This window comes from Paenibacillus sp. JT22N7 (assembly GCF_059383875.1).
On the sequence record NZ_JBXENY010000002.1, the window covers coordinates 123,939 to 139,764 of the forward strand.

Sequence of the window (15,826 nt, forward strand, 5' to 3'; positions counted from 1 at the left end):
GGCTTTTCCATGCCTGATTAAGCTTGCTGATTGGAGAGAAAGAAATCCCGTCAGCTATAGCTCAAACTGTCCATCATACTCCATTGATCTAGCCGTATTTCTAGCCGCCTGTGGGCCTAAAATACGATCCACCATATGCAGCGACATCTCGATGCCTGCGGAAATGCCAGCCGAGGTGATGACATTACCTTCATCTACATACTTTACATTTTCGACGACTGTCGTCTGAGGGAACTGCGTCCGCATGCGTTCGATGCTTGCCCAGTGTGTCGTCGCCCGCTTGCCATCCAGCAAACCGATTTCTGCAAGCAGAAACGCTCCCGTACAGACAGAGGTCAACCACGTCACCTGGCTGCTCTGCTGTGTGATCCACGCAAGCAGCACTTTATTATGAATCTCGTGGCGTGTGCCCATACCGCCAGGAATAACGAGTACATCAAATACAGGAGCATCAGCGAAGCTGTAATCGGGCGTCACCTTAAGGCCATTCTTCGCCGTCACGAGCGCCCCATTTTCAGAAATTGTCGATACTTGGAACGGGTGATAGGCATTCTCCTGCCCCCAGTTCAGCGCAGTTACTGCAAAAACCTCGAAAGGACCGGCAAAATCAAGCAGCTCTACATCATTAAATAAAAGAATGCCTACTTTGTAATTTTCCATAGCTGTGTTTCCTCCGCTTCTTCCTATATTATTGCAGCAGCTCATCTGGAACATCAATTACTCTAATTTCATTTCCATTTGGCTGTGCGACAGTCGAGTAGACGATTTGATTTTGCGTAGGCGACCATGCCATATCAGAAGCGTTGCCTGGCAATGGCAGCATGACGGGATCGGCGCTGCTGTCTATTTTATAAATATATAGATTAGGAAGCTGCTCAGGGTATTGTGCGGCAAGTGCAATATGGCGTCCATCCGGTGACCAGCAATAGCTATAAATAACCTCAAAAGGCTTGGGAAGCTGCACTTGCTTCGTTACACGTTTGTTTATGTCATATATATTTATTTGATCTAAGGCAATTCCGTTGATACTATGCGCCTCTGTTTTTTCTAAGAAAAGCAGCTTATTGCCATCCGGCGAAAGCACAAACTCTCTGCCTTTAGTTAAGGCTGGATCGAGCGTATCTGGCGCGGTAGAGCTCTCGGATAGATCAAGTTTGCGAACGCCTTGTTTTGAAGTTCCAAGATAGGCAATTTGATGATGAATGTAGAGGACATTAAACCAAGCGATATTTTTGTGCAAAATCATTTTTTTACGAGAATCAAGAGTGACTGCTCCAAGCTCTCCTTGGAGGCTATTTGAATCTGTTACTGAAAAATAGGCGATTTGCTCGGCGTTCATCCAAGCGGCATGAGAGACAGAGGCTTCAGAAACGAGTTTTTTGCTTTTTCCCGTTTTCATGTGTTTGACCCATAAATTCCGATCTTGAATATAGGAGATTTGCTCTCCATCAGGCGACCATTTTACATATGAGTAATGGGTTCCATTATGGTCAGGGCGGGCAACGACTCCATCTCCATCAGTAAATGCTACTCCTTTAGAGGAACATCCCGCTGTCAGCAAAATGAGGAACAACAACATTATAAAATAGGGCTTATTCATTTCGGTGCCTTATCTATTAAATATTGAGGAACCCACTCTTCAACTTCCCAAAAAGGTTTAGTTGCTGCATCAGCAAATGTAGCTGGATAGTGTTTAGGGTATTCAAATGCCTTTGATGCCATTAAGTAATTAATGGTTCCTAAGTTTGAAGGTACATCGACGATCTCATTCACTTCCTTTTCCATGAGGCTCACTCTGAAAATAACGTTTTCTATGAATTGTTGTTCTGCTGCTGTTTCCTTCTTAAGATAGCCTTCTGAGATCGCGAGCTTGTGTCCGGAGAATATAGAACCATTGTGTGCTTTCCATAAAAGATCCTGATTCGGAGTAGCCATGAAATTCCTCCATTTTATTTCATTTTCAGACCAAATCTCCTCCGCCTTAGTATTTGTTGCTACAATAAATGAGCTTTGAGCCCAATAAATATCGGCTATCATTTGAGCATTAACGTACTGCCAATATTGTGATTTTTGAAATCTTTGAGATTGTTCCTCCCACTCCATAAAACCAATAATATCAATGCCGTAATTGATTTTAATATCTCTTGTACTTGGGTTTGGATAGTGTTTTCCTTGATATTTTTTGAAAAAATTAGCTACATATTCAATTCTTGCTGAAGGATCATCTAAAATATTTTGTAAATCCGTGGGGATCATTATGCAATGTTTAGGATCGCTGCAGGGGGCTGCATGTGAATAGACTTTGCCTTTTACTGTAGCTCTGCACCAATTACCGCTAGTATCTTTTAAAGCTTCTGTCTTATTTGTGGATGCAGTTGTAGCCATGCCAAGTAACCTTGGCATACTACGATAATAATCGTACTTTACCAAGGGTTCTTTTTCCATCTTGCTCGACAATATTTTTACTGCTGTTTGTTTTTTCATCTTTGGGTCAAACTCGACCTTATCTAACTGATCTCTTTTTTGTCCAAGTACTAGCTCGAACTTGATCGTGCTTTTTCGTTCATCGGTTTGTTCAGTATAGCTTTGAACAAATGCATGTGGAAAAATTACTTCTCTAATGGTTAGCTCATTTCTTATAATGAGGATTGTACATTTACGGTAATAATCCTCATCTATCCCGGCCTTTGATAATGCCCAGGTATAAAGCATATCAGAGTTATTACTATTGCCTAATAAAGGTGGGAACAAGCGTATTGCGGCTTCACCTCGAATATAGAGGGTATGAGAAGAGTCTGAGGATTTTGCCCACGAATCTGTTGGAATTTTATGCTTAAAGCTGAACTGGGAAATCTGACCGTTTGTTAAAGCGATAGGAATACGTTTTGATGCACATTCAATTTTTAATGAAATACTCATCCTATAACTCCCCTTGATATATATGATTCCAAAAATGAATAAAATTTACATTCATACTAGATGTATTCTGTAAAATCTCTAGAAATCCTTTCGACAAATTTTTTGAATTTTTTAGGTAATTCAGTAATCTTAATTATTGTATAGAAAGGATTATTTGGTGAACGGGCATAATGAAGTCCGGCGTTTTAATTTGATAGACATAAAGTAGTTGGGAAGGGGAGTAATGCTTAGTTCGGTACATTGGTCAATATGAACTTAAGGCAGGGCCCTGCGAATATTCCTCCCATAAATCCACTTCTCTTATAGCTGTCTGTGCGTAATCCCGAGTAAATTCCTGTCATATTATGATATTTTACCTGCCAAAAACGAACTTTAATAAAAGCTACTCTTTTTAACGTTCGTATTTTGTTGACAGCCCCGTGGGGATTAGATAAACTGGAAGAGGTCAGAAGCGGAGCAATCCGTTCATTATAGTGTTGGTCTCGTATAATCTCGGGGATTGGCCCGAAAGTTTCTACCCGAAAACCACAATTTTCGGACTACGAGCAAGCTTGAAGCTGGTAACTTCAGGCATAAAGAGCGCCATGCGGTTCCCGGAAGACGGGAGGCTGCGCTGTGCGCTTGGCTCGGGTCCCGCAGCATACGTATGATTAATACTCTTACGGTAGCTGTCGGGATTTTTCTGTTGGAATCGGGCAGTTTAGAGGATAAGGAAAGCTTCGGGTTACGGTTTTATATGGTTTTCATATTATATAGATGAAAGAAGGTTTGAACGCATGTCTGCGAAGGTAGGCGTCATCATGGGCAGCAAGTCGGATTGGGATACAATGAAACTGGCTTGCGATGTGCTGGAAGAGCTTCAAATTCCTTATGAGAAAAAGGTTGTATCGGCGCACAGAACGCCCGATTTAATGTTTGAATATGCGGAAACGGCAGCGGAGCGCGGACTTAAGGTCATTATCGCGGGGGCTGGCGGAGCTGCACATCTTCCCGGCATGGTCGCCGCCAAAACGGTGCTGCCGGTTATTGGCGTTCCTGTCAAATCGTCGAATCTCAGCGGCCTAGACTCGCTGCTGTCCATCGTGCAAATGCCAGGCGGCATTCCGGTTGCGACTGTCGCGATCGGCAATGCAGGCGGCACGAATGCCGGACTGCTGGCTGCTCAGATGCTCGGGGCATTCGATCCGGACATTCAGGCACGCGTGATCGCAAGACGCGAGCGCGTTAAGCAGGAAGTGCTGGAAAGCAGTGAGACGCTATGATGGCTGAGGCAGACAAGCAGCGGCCGGATAACAACCGCACGCTGCTGCCAGGCAGCACAATCGGCGTACTCGGCGGCGGGCAATTGGGCCGGATGATGGCGCTCGCAGGCAGCGCAATGGGCTACAAATTCGTCGCGCTTGATCCTGCGGTGGATTCGCCTTGCGGACAAGTCGCAGACCAAGTAGTCGGCGCTTATGACAATCATGAGGCAGCGCGCGAGCTGGCGCAGCGTTCGGATGTCATTACGTATGAATTTGAAAATGTGAATGCGGAAGTTGCCGCGATGCTGATGAAGGAGTCTTACGTGCCGCAAGGCAGCAAGCTGCTTTATACGACGCAGCATCGGCTGCGGGAGAAGCGGGCGATTGAGGCGGCGGGCGTAAAGGTTGCGCCTTACAGCGAAATTCGCAGCAGCACGGAGCTTCATATAGAAGCTGAACGTTTAGGCTTGCCATGCGTATTAAAAACAGCGACGGGCGGCTACGACGGCAAGGGGCAATGGGTCATCCGCGCCGCGGAGGAGATCGACGAGGCGTACGAAACGCTTAGCCGCGCTGGAACTGAGCTGGTACTGGAGAAATTCATCTCCTTTGAAAAAGAGTTGTCGGTCATTGCAGCGCGCAGCCCGCAGGGCGAGGTGAAAGCATTCCCCGCGTCGGAAAATATTCATATCGACAACATTCTACATCTGTCGATTGTACCGGCGCGGATCGATGAGGGCATTCAGCGCAGAGCGGAGCAGCTGGCGATGCAAATCGCCGAAGGGCTGGGCGCTGTCGGATTAATCGCCGTTGAGCTGTTTTTGACGGCTGACGGTGAGCTGTATGTGAATGAGCTGGCGCCAAGGCCGCATAACAGCGGACATTACACGATGGAAGCGGCGCATACGTCGCAGTTTGAGCAGCATGTACGGGCGGTATGCAATTTGCCGCTTGGGCGTACGGAGCTGCTGACGCCAGTCGTAATGGTGAATGTGCTCGGCCAGCATGTAGAGCCGATCATTCAGCGTTTTGGCGCTCGGGATGAAGCGGCAGAGCGCCTCGGTGTAACGCCGAAGCTGCATCTGTACGGCAAGAAGGACGCCGTTCACAAAAGAAAAATGGGCCACATTAACGTGCTTGCTCCAGATGTGGAAGCAGCGCTGCAATGGATAGATGAAACAACAATTTGGAAGGTGGAGTAGCTACATGTTAGAGCGTTACAGCAGACCGGAAATGAGAGCGATTTGGACCGAGGAGAATAAGTTCCAAGCATGGCTGGAGGTTGAGCTTTGCGCATGCGAGGCTTGGTCGGAGCTGGGCATTATTCCGAAGGAGGACGTGGAAGAGCTTCGTAAAAACGCGAGCTTCAACATCGACCGCATTTATGAAATCGAGCAGGATACGCGCCATGACGTTATCGCCTTTACGCGCGCTGTATCCGAAACGGTTGGCCCTGAGCGCAAATGGGTGCACTACGGCCTGACATCGACGGATGTTGTAGATACGGCAACGGGCTACCTGCTGCTGCAAGCCAATGCGATTTTGCAAAAGGATATTGAGCGTTTCATCTCGATTTTGCGCGAGAAGGCGATTCAGTACAAAGATACGCCGATGATGGGACGTACGCATGGCGTTCATGCTGAGCCAACTACCTTCGGCCTCAAAATGGCATTGTGGCACGAAGAGATGAAGCGCAACCTGGAGCGTTTCCTGCATGCAGCTGATGGCGTGCAATACGGCAAAATTTCCGGTGCTGTCGGCACTTACGCGAACATCGATCCTTTCGTAGAAGAGTTCGTCTGCAGCAAGCTGGGCACGAAAGCTGCGCCAATTTCGACGCAAACGCTGCAGCGTGACCGCCATGCGGAGTACATGGGCACACTGGCGCTCGTTGCTTCGTCGCTGGACAAGTTCGCTACGGAAATCCGCGCTTTGCAGAAGAGCGAATTCCGCGAGGTGGAAGAGCCTTTCGCCAAAGGTCAAAAAGGTTCATCGGCTATGCCGCACAAACGCAACCCAATCGGCTGCGAGAACATTTCCGGCTTGTCGAGAGTTATTCGCGGACATATGCTGACGGCTTACGAGAACATTCCGCTGTGGCATGAGCGCGATATTAGCCATTCGTCCGCAGAGCGCGTTATTTTGCCGGATGCTACGATGCTGCTGAACTACATGCTGAATCGTCTGGGCAACATCATCAACAATCTGCAAGTATTCCCTGAAAATATGAAGCGCAACATGCAGCGTACGTTCGGCGTGCCGTTCTCCGGCCGCGTCATGACGAAGCTGATCGACAAAGGCTTCAGCCGCGAGCAGGCTTATGACACCGTTCAACCGCGTGCAATGCAGGCTTGGGAAGAGCAGCGCCAATTCCGCGACATTATTGAATCGACGAAGGAAATTACCGAGCTTTTGTCGACGGAAGAGATCGACGATTGCTTTAACCCAACATGGCATTTGAAGCATGTGGATACGATTTTCACCCGTCTTGGATTGAACTAAGGAGGCTTACTGGCGTATGACTGCAATCTCTCAAAGCTTGTCCACTGCTGAGCCGTATGTGAAAGCGCCCCTGCTGTACAAGGGGAAGGTTAGAGAGCTTTACGATCTGGGCGAGCATTTTCTGATCGTTGTAACGGATCGCATTTCGGCATTTGATTATGTGCTTGACCCGGCAGTGCCGGAGAAAGGCAATGTGCTTAACCGCCTGTCGGCTTTCTGGTTTGAGCAGACCGCTTCGATCCAGACGAACCACGTCGTGCATACCGATGTGGACAAGCTGGGCGAGCTTATTACGGAGCCTGAGCTGCTTCGCAACCGGATTATGGTTACTCGCAAAGCGGAGCGCATCGATATTGAATGTGTCGTGCGCGGCTATATCACAGGCGGCGGCTGGAGACAATATCAGCAAACGTCTGCGATTAATGGCATCGAGCTTCCGGCAGGCATGCGCAAAAATGAGCGTTTTCCGCAGCCGATCTTTACGCCAGCGGCGAAAAACGACGTCGGCCACGACGAGGATATCCCGTTTGAGCGGATGCAGGAACTGGTTGGCGCCGAGCTTTCCGAAGAGCTGCGCGACCGCAGCATCAAGCTTTACGAGTTCGCTCACGCTTATTGCGCCGAGCGCGGCATCATTCTTGCCGATTGCAAATTCGAATTCGGCCTGATTGACGGCAAAGTGATTCTCATTGACGAGATTTTCACGCCAGATTCCTCGCGCTTCTGGGCAGAGGGCAATTACGCCTATGACATCGAGATCGACAGCATGGACAAGGAGCCGGTGCGCACCTATTTGCTGGGCTCGGATTGGGACAAGAACAGCAAGCCGGATCCGCTGCCGGAAGCGGTTGTCGAAGAGACGACGAAGCGGTATCAGGATATTTACCGCCGCTTGACAGGTGCGGAAAGCTACTAGATTTTCCGCGCAGGCAGCAGCGTTGAAGCCAGCAAGAGCAAGCTAAAGAAATAGATCAACAGCGATACAAGCAAAACGATAAAAGCAAAGCGATTTTGCTGGAGGGAGCCTGTGGGGTGCTCGCCTAAAGCAGAAGAAAAGCGAAGCAGCGTTAGCGCTACATTATTATTTTCATTATCAGGAGGCCAACAATGAAAGCAACCGTCTACGTAACAATCAAGGAAAATGTACTTGATCCGCAAGGAACAGCTGTACAAGGAGCATTGCATTCGATGGGTTTTGCCGAAGTGGAAAAAGTGCGGATCGGCAAATATTTGGAGCTAGAGCTGGGCGCAATCGACCGCAGCGAAGCGGAGAAGCGCATCAAGGAAATGTGCGAGAAGCTGCTTGCGAACACGGTCGTTGAAGATTACCGTTTTGAGCTGGAGGGATAGGCGATGAAGTTTGCGGTTCTGGTTTTTCCAGGTTCCAACTGTGATATTGATTGTTACAAGGCGGTAGAGGAAGCGATTGGCCAAAAGGTAGAGTATGTATGGCATACATCGACGGATCTTTCCGGTTTTGACGCGATTTTGGTGCCAGGAGGCTTCTCCTACGGCGATTACCTGCGATGTGGCGCGATTTCGCGTTTTGCTCCTGTCATGAATGAAGTGAAGAAAGCAGCAGAGGAAGGCAAATTTATCCTCGGCATTTGCAACGGGTTCCAAATCCTTACGGAAGCAGGCTTGCTGCCAGGCGCTTTGATTCGCAACAGCGGCCTCAAATTCCGCTGCCATCAGACGCCGCTGGAAGTTGTGAACAATGGCAACCCGTTCACGAACCAGTATGCGGAAGGCGATATTATCAACATTCCGATCGCCCACGGCGAAGGCAACTACTATTGCGACGACGCGACGCTGGCACAGCTGGAAGCGAACAAGCAAATTATTTTCCGCTATGCGGGCGACACCAATCCGAACGGATCGGTATCGAACATCGCGGGCGTGAGCAACGAGCGCGGCAACGTAGTCGGCATGATGCCGCATCCAGAGCGTGCAATCAACCAATTGTTCGGCTCTGAGGACGGCAAAAAAATGTTTACATCGATTTTGAATGCATGGAGGGAACAGCATGGCGCAGCAGTTAACAGCTAAGGAACCGACAGCGGAACAAATCGCGGATCAGCGGATTTATACGCAGTTCGGCGTAACGGATTATGAATATGAGCTGATTTGCGGATTTCTTGGCCGCCAGCCAAACTATACGGAGATCGGCGTATTCAGCGTCATGTGGTCGGAGCATTGCTCTTACAAAAACTCCAAGCCGATTTTGAAAAAATTCCCGATTACCGGACCTAAAGTTCTAATGGGACCAGGCGAAGGCGCGGGTATCGTTGATATTGGCGACAATCAAGCGGTCGTATTCAAAATCGAATCGCATAACCATCCATCCGCGGTTGAGCCTTACCAAGGCGCAGCTACAGGTGTAGGCGGCATTATCCGCGACATTTTCTCCATGGGCGCACGTCCTGTTGCTTTGATGAACAGCTTGCGTTTTGGCCGTCTTGAAAATGAGCGCGTTAAATATTTGTTTGAAAATGTCGTTAGCGGCATCGCTGGCTACGGCAACTGTATCGGCATCCCGACCGTCGGCGGCGAAGTCATGTTCGACGAGAGCTACGAGGGCAATCCGCTCGTTAACGCGATGTGCGTAGGCCTTATTGATCATGATAAAATCCAACGCGGCGTCGCTAAAGGGGTAGGCAACCCGGTATTTTATGTCGGTCCGGCAACTGGCCGCGACGGCATTCACGGCGCAACCTTCGCTTCGGTCGAGCTGTCCGAGGAATCCGAAGAAAAGCGTACGGCGGTTCAAGTCGGCGATCCATTCATGGAGAAGCTCGTTATGGAAGCGACGCTTGAGCTGATCGATTCCGGCATCGTGCTTGGTATTCAAGATATGGGCGCAGCTGGCCTAACTTGCTCCAGCGCCGAGATGGCTTCGAAAGCCGGCAACGGCCTTGAGCTGTACCTCGATGAAGTGCCGCAGCGCGAAACAGGCATGACGCCTTACGAAATGATGCTGTCCGAATCGCAAGAGCGCATGCTCTTCGTTGTAGAGCCGCAGCATGAAGCGCAGGCGAAAGAGATTTTCGACCGTTGGGGCATCATTTGCGCCAAAGTCGGCAAAGTAACCGATGACGGACGTCTCCGCTTGTTCCACCAAGGCGAGCAAGTGGCAGATATGCCAGTAACAGCGCTCGTTGACGAGTGCCCGGTTTATGACAAGCCTTCGCAGGAGCCTGCTTATTACAGCGCAAATGCGGCAATCGACACAACAGCTTATCCGGAAGTAACGGATTTGACGGCTGCGCTTGAGAAAGTTCTCGCTTCGCCAACGGTGGCAAGCAAAGAGTGGGTTTACAATCAATACGACTATATGGTGCGTACGTCGACAGCGGTTCAACCGGGTTCGGACGCAGCAGTTGTGACAATCAACGGTACACGTAAAGCACTTGCGATGACAACAGACTGCAACAGCCGTTATGTATACCTTGATCCAGAAGTGGGCGGACGCATTGCCGTAGCGGAAGCTGCGCGCAACATCGTATGCTCCGGCGCAGAGCCGCTGGCGATTACGGACAACCTGAACTTCGGCAGCCCAGAGAAGCCGGATGTATTCTGGCAGATCGAGAAATCGGCAGACGGCATGTCCGAAGCTTGCCGCGTATTGGAAACGCCAGTTATCGGCGGCAACGTCAGCTTGTACAATGAAAATGCAAAAGGCGCGATTTACCCAACGCCGGTTATCGGCATGGTAGGTCTCGTTCATGATATCGATCATATTACGACTCAAGGCTTCAAAAACGAAGGCGACGTCATCATTCTCGTCGGCGAAACGAAAGCTGAAATGGGCGGAAGCGAGCTTCAATACGTGCTGCAAGGCGTGAACGAAGGACGTCCTCCGGTGATTGATCTAGCTGTTGAGAAAAAGATGCTCGGCGCTGTGCTGAGCGCGATTCAAAGCGGCTTGGTCGCTTCGGCGCATGACTTGTCTGAAGGCGGTATTGCGGCTGCGCTGGCAGAATCCTGCATAAGCGGCAAGCTCGGTGCAGAAGTTAATGTAAATACAGAGCTGCGCGCTGATCATGCATTGTTCAGCGAATCGCAATCACGTATTTTGCTGTCGGCGAAGCCGGAGCAAGCAGCAGCGCTGCAAGCATTGCTGTCTGAGCAAGGCGTTGCCCATACGGCAATTGGTTCGGTTAAAGGAGCTGCTCTTTCGATCAGCATCAATGGCAAATCCGGCATTCAGGCGCCGGTACAACAACTGGAGAAGGTCTGGAAGGATGCGATTCCATGTCTGATGAAATAAAGCAGCCTAAGCTTTGGTCAGGCGATTATTATAATCAAGGCGGCGGTCGGGAGGATTTCTTCGACAAGCTGCGCGAGGAATGCGGCGTCTTCGGTGTCTTTAACCATGCAGACGCAGCATCGCTTTCTTACTATGGCCTTCATGCTTTGCAGCATCGCGGCGAGGAGTCGGCCGGCATTTGCACCGTCGATACGACGGACCGCAATCGGTTCAGCTATCACCGCGGCATGGGCTTGGTCAAGGAAGTATTCGACAAGGAGCGCCTAGCGGGGCTCCCTGGCGATCGCTCGATCGGCCACGTGCGCTATTCGACGGCGGGAGAGAGCAAGCTGGCGAATGCGCAGCCGCTGATCTTCCGCTATCGCGATGGCGATCTTGCGGTAGCGACGAACGGCAATATCGTAAATGCGCCGGAAATCCGCAAGGAGCTGGAAAACCTGGGCTCTATTTTCCAGACGACGAGCGATACCGAGGTTATTGCGCATTTGATCGCCCGCTCGCCGAAGGATTTTGTGACGGCAGCGAAAGAAGCGCTCCAGCGTATTGTAGGAGGCTTCGCTTTTCTGATTATGACGAACGACAAGCTGCTTGTAGCTTCTGATCCGAACGGACTTCGTCCGCTCGTGGTAGGCCGCATTGGCGACGGTTATGTGTTTTCCTCCGAGTCGTGCGCATTTGAATCGATTGGTGCCCAATATTTGCGTGACGTTCAGCCGGGCGAGCTGCTTATTTTTGATCAGGATGGCATGAAAGAGGATCGTTATGCGGAAGTGACGCGCCGGGCTACCTGCGCGATGGAATATATTTATTTTGCCCGTCCCGACAGCGACATTCATGAAATCAATATTCATTCCGCGCGCAAGCGGATGGGCAAGCAGCTTGCGATGGAATCGTTCGTCGATGCTGATATCGTAACGGGTGTGCCGGATTCCAGTATTTCCGCAGCTATCGGTTATGCGGAGCAGACGGGCATTCCTTATGAGCTTGGACTTATCAAAAATAAATACACCGGACGTACGTTCATCCAGCCTTCACAGGAATTGCGCGAGCAGGGCGTGAAGATGAAGCTGTCCGCCGTGCGCAAAGTCGTAGAAGGCAAACGCGTCGTCATGATTGACGACTCGATCGTTCGCGGCACGACGTCGCGCCGGATCGTCAATATGCTGCGTGAAGCAGGAGCGACGGAAGTGCATGTGCGAATTACATCGCCGCCTTTCAAGAACCCTTGCTACTACGGCATTGATACGCCGAGCCGCGATGAGCTTATTGCTTCTTCCCGCACCGTGCAGGAAATTTGCGAGTTGATCAATGCGGATTCGCTGTCCTTCCTTAGCGACAGCGGCTTTATCGATTCGGTTGGCGGCAATGACGGTGCTTATAACCGCGGCATGTGCCTCGGCTGCTTTGATAATGATTACCCGACGCCTGTGGATGAGGAATCGGACAAAAGCTGCAGCTGCTAGACTTAAGGCAGTCTGGCTGCAGCATGAAGCATTGCTTGTGTAATTAGGATTAATAGTGCTGCATGCGTGCACGCCTGGTTCAGGCGTGCCAGCTTGGCGGCTACGATAAAGGGGTTGAACGATGTGGCAGAAGCGTATAAAAAAGCTGGCGTGGATATAGCGGCTGGCAACGAAGCGGTCGAAAGAATGAAGAAGCATGTCAAGAAGACGTTCCGTCCTGAGGTGCTGACGGATCTTGGCGGCTTTGGCGGCCTGTTCGGCCTAAACAAGGATAAATATGAGGAGCCGGTGCTCGTATCGGGAACAGATGGTGTTGGCACAAAGCTGAAGCTGGCTTTTGCAATGGACAAGCATGACACGATCGGTATCGATGCGGTTGCCATGTGCGTCAACGACATCATTGTACAAGGCGCTGAGCCCTTGTTCTTCCTCGATTACCTCGCTTGCGGCAAAGTTGTGCCGGAGAAAATCGAAGCGGTAGTCAAAGGCATTGCAGACGGCTGCGTACAGGCAGGCTGTGCACTCATCGGCGGCGAGACGGCGGAAATGCCGGGCATGTACCAAGGCGACGAATACGATATCGCGGGCTTTACGGTCGGCGTTGTCGATAAGAAAAAGATCATCGACGGCACGACCATTGCGCCCGGAGACGCAGTCATTGGCCTTGCGTCAAGCGGCATTCACAGCAATGGCTATTCGCTCGTTCGCAGATTGCTGTTGGAAGAAAGCGGTTATGCGCTTGATCAGGAGCTGGCAGAGCTTGATGGCGCGAAGCTTGGCGATGTATTGATCGAGCCAACGCGCATTTATGTGAAATCTGCGCTTAAGCTCATTGAGCAAGTGAAGGTGAAAGGCATGGCGCATATTACAGGCGGCGGCTTCATCGAGAACATTCCGCGCGTATTGCCGGAAGGCGTTAACGTAAATGTGGAATACGGCTCTTGGCCGATCCACAACATTTTTGGCTTAATGCAGGAAAAAGGTTCGATTACGAATCGTGACATGTTCACGACGTTTAATATGGGAATTGGCCTCGTAGTTGTTGTACCGGCTGATGAAGCGGAAGAAGCGCTTCGCGTAGCAAATGAGCTTGGCGAGAAAGCTTACCGCATTGGAACAGTAACGGAAGGCAGCCGCATCGTCACGTTTACAGGAGCGACGGTGTAATGGCAGCGAAGCGTATAGCCGTATTTGCATCTGGTCAAGGCACAAATTTTCAAGCCTTGGCCGATGCGGCATGGCAGGGGGAGCTCGATGCAACTATCGAGCTTCTTGTTTGTGATAAGCCGTCTGCGCCGGTTATCGAGCGGGCGCGCAAGGCTGGCGTAGAAACGTTCGTTTTTAAGCCGAAGGACTATCCGTCCCGCGAAGCGCATGACAGCGTGATTTTGGCGGAGCTTGAGCGCCGTGGCATTGAGCTTATTGTACTGGCAGGCTATATGCGCATCATTACGCCAGTGCTGGTGGAGCCTTTCTATGGGCGGATGATCAATATCCATCCTTCATTGCTGCCAGCGTTTCCCGGCATTAATGCGATTCGCCAGGCGCTTGATTACGGCGTGAAGCTGACGGGCGTCACCGTGCATTATGTGGACGGCGGCCTCGACAGCGGCCCGATCATTGCCCAGCAGGCAGTCGGAATCGCAGACGGCGAGTCGGAGGATGAGCTTGCGGTACGCATTCATGCGGCCGAGCAGCAGCTGCTCCCGCAGGTTGTGCGGCAAATTGCTGGCGGACGGGTTCATTTGGACGGACGTTTGGTGCGGATCGATGTGAACAAGCAAGCTGAGTGATTGGGCATTCATAGTGATAAAAGTGGTTAGAGCGTAACCGGGTTAAGACAAAAAGGAGGGCTTTGTGGAATGGCTATTCGTAGAGCATTAATCAGCGTATCTGATAAGACGGGTATTGTGGAGTTTTCGCGTGAGCTGGCAAGCCAAGGCGTAGAAATTATTTCGACAGGCGGAACGTTCAGCTTGCTGGAAAAAGAGGGCATTCCGGTCATCGGCATTTCCGATGTGACGGGCTTCCCGGAAATTTTGGATGGACGCGTCAAAACGCTGCATCCTGCTGTTCATAGCGGCCTGCTCGCTGTTCGCGACGATGCAGAGCACCAAAAGGTGATGGAAGAGCTGGGTCTCAGCTACATTGACCTCGTTGTCGTGAATCTGTACCCGTTCAAGCAGACGATTGCGAAGCCAGATGTGGAATATGCGGATGCGATTGAAAACATCGATATCGGCGGTCCAACAATGCTGCGTTCAGCTGCGAAAAACCATGCATTCGTTACCGTTGTCGTAGACGCTGCGGATTATGCGGCTGTGCTGGAAGAAGTCAAAGCAGGCGGCGACACGACGCTTGAAACGCGCAAGCGCTTGACGGCGAAAGTATTCCGTCATACAGCTGCTTACGATACGCTGATTGCTGAATATTTATCCAAGCAGACAGGCGAAGAACTTCCAGAAAGCTACACGGTTACTTACGAAAAAGTACAGGATCTCCGCTACGGCGAGAACCCGCATCAGAAGGCAGCTTTCTACAGCAAGCCGCTCGCTTCGGCAGGCAACATTACGACAGCTGAGCAATTGCACGGCAAAGAGCTGTCCTACAATAACATTAATGATGCAAACGCTGCGCTTGCGATTGTAAAAGAATTTGATGAGCCGGCTGTAGTTGCCGTTAAGCATATGAATCCTTGCGGCGTAGGTACTGGCGCTGACATTCATGAAGCGTATCAAAAAGCGTATGCGGCTGATCCGACTTCCATCTTTGGCGGCATCGTTGCGGCGAACCGCGTGATCGGCGCAGACACAGCTGAGCTGCTGGGCCAAATTTTCCTTGAAATTATTATTGCCCCGGACTTTACGCCGGAAGCGCTTGATATTTTGACAAAAAAGAAAAACATTCGCCTCATGAAGCTCGGCGAGCTTTCCGTTGCTGCAGCTGACCGCAAGCCTGAGCTGCTCGTGACGACGGTTGACGGCGGCATGCTCGTACAGGAAAGCGACGTGCGCAGCCTGACCGAAGCGGACCTGCAATTCGTAACCGATCGCAAGCCGACGGAGGAAGAGCTGAAGCAATTGCTGTTCGGCTGGAAAGTCGTGAAGCATGTGAAATCGAATGCGATTTTGCTGGCGAAAAATAATATGACGATTGGCGTAGGCGCAGGCCAAATGAACCGCGTAGGCGCTGCTCGCATCGCAATTGAGCAGGCTGGTGCGCAGTCCGCTGGCGCTGTACTGGCATCGGATGCCTTTTTCCCAATGGGCGATACGGTTGAGCTGGCAGCTAAAGCTGGCATTACGGCGATTATCCAAACGGGCGGATCTATTAAAGATGCCGAATCGATTGCCGCAGCAAATGCCAACAACATTGCCATGGTACTGACTGGCGTTCGTCATTTCAAGCATTAAGGGGGAGCTGACAAG

Annotated in this window: 14 protein-coding genes and 1 riboswitch; of the genes, 11 read left to right on the plus strand and 3 right to left on the minus strand. The window is 50.7% G+C overall.

The window, feature by feature from the left end:
- Positions 1-54: 54 nt before the first annotated feature.
- The 3 genes from AC50Y5_RS05250 to AC50Y5_RS05260 are packed head-to-tail and all read right to left on the minus strand — an operon-like array spanning position 55 to position 2,919.
- Positions 55-660, minus strand: coding sequence for a DJ-1/PfpI family protein (locus AC50Y5_RS05250; protein WP_494858954.1), 606 nt, complete (start codon positions 658-660; stop codon positions 55-57).
- 28 nt (positions 661-688) lie between these two features.
- Positions 689-1,561 (minus strand): DPP IV N-terminal domain-containing protein, encoded by an 873-nt coding sequence (locus AC50Y5_RS05255; RefSeq protein WP_494858959.1) that lies wholly within the window; start codon positions 1,559-1,561, stop codon positions 689-691.
- A 35-nt stretch (positions 1,562-1,596) separates the two neighbouring features.
- Positions 1,597-2,919 carry a hypothetical protein gene (locus AC50Y5_RS05260; protein WP_494858964.1) on the minus strand — a complete coding sequence of 441 codons (1,323 nt, stop codon included), beginning with the start codon at positions 2,917-2,919 and terminating at the stop codon, positions 1,597-1,599.
- Between the two features lie 462 nt (positions 2,920-3,381).
- Positions 3,382-3,481, plus strand: a riboswitch (purine riboswitch).
- A gap of 214 nt (positions 3,482-3,695) precedes the next feature.
- On the opposite strand from AC50Y5_RS05260, the gene purE reads away from it, so the two are divergent.
- The 11 genes from purE (at position 3,696) to purH (ending at position 15,811) form a co-directional block, all read left to right on the plus strand.
- Positions 3,696-4,181 carry a 5-(carboxyamino)imidazole ribonucleotide mutase gene (gene purE, locus AC50Y5_RS05265; protein WP_046231578.1) on the plus strand — a complete coding sequence of 162 codons (486 nt, stop codon included), beginning with the start codon at positions 3,696-3,698 and terminating at the stop codon, positions 4,179-4,181.
- On the plus strand, positions 4,181-5,365 hold the full coding sequence (gene purK / locus AC50Y5_RS05270; RefSeq protein WP_155972949.1) for a 5-(carboxyamino)imidazole ribonucleotide synthase: 1,185 nt from the start codon (positions 4,181-4,183) through the stop codon (positions 5,363-5,365). The genes purE and purK overlap by 1 nt, the downstream gene beginning before the upstream one ends.
- 4 nt (positions 5,366-5,369) lie before the next feature.
- Positions 5,370-6,665: an adenylosuccinate lyase gene (gene purB, locus AC50Y5_RS05275; protein ID WP_494858970.1), complete on the plus strand. Its 1,296-nt coding sequence runs from the start codon at positions 5,370-5,372 to the stop codon at positions 6,663-6,665.
- A gap of 16 nt (positions 6,666-6,681) precedes the next feature.
- Positions 6,682-7,581, plus strand: coding sequence for a phosphoribosylaminoimidazolesuccinocarboxamide synthase (locus AC50Y5_RS05280; RefSeq protein WP_056030626.1), 900 nt, complete (start codon positions 6,682-6,684; stop codon positions 7,579-7,581).
- A gap of 191 nt (positions 7,582-7,772) precedes the next feature.
- Entirely contained in the window at positions 7,773-8,015 is a 243-nt protein-coding gene (gene purS / locus AC50Y5_RS05285) for a phosphoribosylformylglycinamidine synthase subunit PurS (protein WP_056030616.1), read from the plus strand.
- Positions 8,016-8,018: 3 nt separating this feature from the next.
- Positions 8,019-8,714 (plus strand): phosphoribosylformylglycinamidine synthase subunit PurQ, encoded by a 696-nt coding sequence (purQ, locus tag AC50Y5_RS05290; protein WP_056030613.1) that lies wholly within the window; start codon positions 8,019-8,021, stop codon positions 8,712-8,714.
- The gene (gene purL / locus AC50Y5_RS05295) at positions 8,692-10,935 is read left to right on the plus strand and encodes a phosphoribosylformylglycinamidine synthase subunit PurL (RefSeq protein WP_494858974.1); all 2,244 of its coding nucleotides are present in this window, start codon (positions 8,692-8,694) and stop codon (positions 10,933-10,935) included. The genes purQ and purL overlap by 23 nt, the downstream gene beginning before the upstream one ends.
- Positions 10,920-12,398: an amidophosphoribosyltransferase gene (gene purF, locus AC50Y5_RS05300; RefSeq protein ID WP_056030607.1), complete on the plus strand. Its 1,479-nt coding sequence runs from the start codon at positions 10,920-10,922 to the stop codon at positions 12,396-12,398. Before purL ends, purF begins: the two co-directional genes overlap by 16 nt.
- A gap of 123 nt (positions 12,399-12,521) precedes the next feature.
- The gene (gene purM, locus AC50Y5_RS05305) at positions 12,522-13,565 is read left to right on the plus strand and encodes a phosphoribosylformylglycinamidine cyclo-ligase (RefSeq protein ID WP_056030604.1); all 1,044 of its coding nucleotides are present in this window, start codon (positions 12,522-12,524) and stop codon (positions 13,563-13,565) included.
- Positions 13,565-14,191 carry a phosphoribosylglycinamide formyltransferase gene (gene purN, locus AC50Y5_RS05310; protein ID WP_056030601.1) on the plus strand — a complete coding sequence of 209 codons (627 nt, stop codon included), beginning with the start codon at positions 13,565-13,567 and terminating at the stop codon, positions 14,189-14,191. Before purM ends, purN begins: the two co-directional genes overlap by 1 nt.
- A 69-nt stretch (positions 14,192-14,260) precedes the next feature.
- On the plus strand, positions 14,261-15,811 hold the full coding sequence (gene purH, locus AC50Y5_RS05315; RefSeq protein WP_056030598.1) for a bifunctional phosphoribosylaminoimidazolecarboxamide formyltransferase/IMP cyclohydrolase: 1,551 nt from the start codon (positions 14,261-14,263) through the stop codon (positions 15,809-15,811).
- Positions 15,812-15,826 lie beyond the last annotated feature (15 nt).

What these genes read in the sequence shown, in the direction of transcription:
- AC50Y5_RS05250 (WP_494858954.1), bottom strand. Translation starts at nt 660, where the DNA reads ATGGAAAATTACAAAGTAGGCATTCTTTTATTTAATGATGTAGAGCTG.
- AC50Y5_RS05260 (WP_494858964.1), bottom strand. Translation starts at nt 2,919, where the DNA reads ATGAGTATTTCATTAAAAATTGAATGTGCATCAAAACGTATTCCTATC.
- purE (WP_046231578.1), top strand. Translation starts at nt 3,696, where the DNA reads ATGTCTGCGAAGGTAGGCGTCATCATGGGCAGCAAGTCGGATTGGGAT.
- purK (WP_155972949.1), top strand. Translation starts at nt 4,181, where the DNA reads ATGGCTGAGGCAGACAAGCAGCGGCCGGATAACAACCGCACGCTGCTG.
- purB (WP_494858970.1), top strand. Translation starts at nt 5,370, where the DNA reads ATGTTAGAGCGTTACAGCAGACCGGAAATGAGAGCGATTTGGACCGAG.
- AC50Y5_RS05280 (WP_056030626.1), top strand. Translation starts at nt 6,682, where the DNA reads ATGACTGCAATCTCTCAAAGCTTGTCCACTGCTGAGCCGTATGTGAAA.
- purS (WP_056030616.1), top strand. Translation starts at nt 7,773, where the DNA reads ATGAAAGCAACCGTCTACGTAACAATCAAGGAAAATGTACTTGATCCG.
- purQ (WP_056030613.1), top strand. Translation starts at nt 8,019, where the DNA reads ATGAAGTTTGCGGTTCTGGTTTTTCCAGGTTCCAACTGTGATATTGAT.
- purL (WP_494858974.1), top strand. Translation starts at nt 8,692, where the DNA reads ATGGCGCAGCAGTTAACAGCTAAGGAACCGACAGCGGAACAAATCGCG.
- purF (WP_056030607.1), top strand. Translation starts at nt 10,920, where the DNA reads ATGTCTGATGAAATAAAGCAGCCTAAGCTTTGGTCAGGCGATTATTAT.
- purN (WP_056030601.1), top strand. Translation starts at nt 13,565, where the DNA reads ATGGCAGCGAAGCGTATAGCCGTATTTGCATCTGGTCAAGGCACAAAT.
- purH (WP_056030598.1), top strand. Translation starts at nt 14,261, where the DNA reads ATGGCTATTCGTAGAGCATTAATCAGCGTATCTGATAAGACGGGTATT.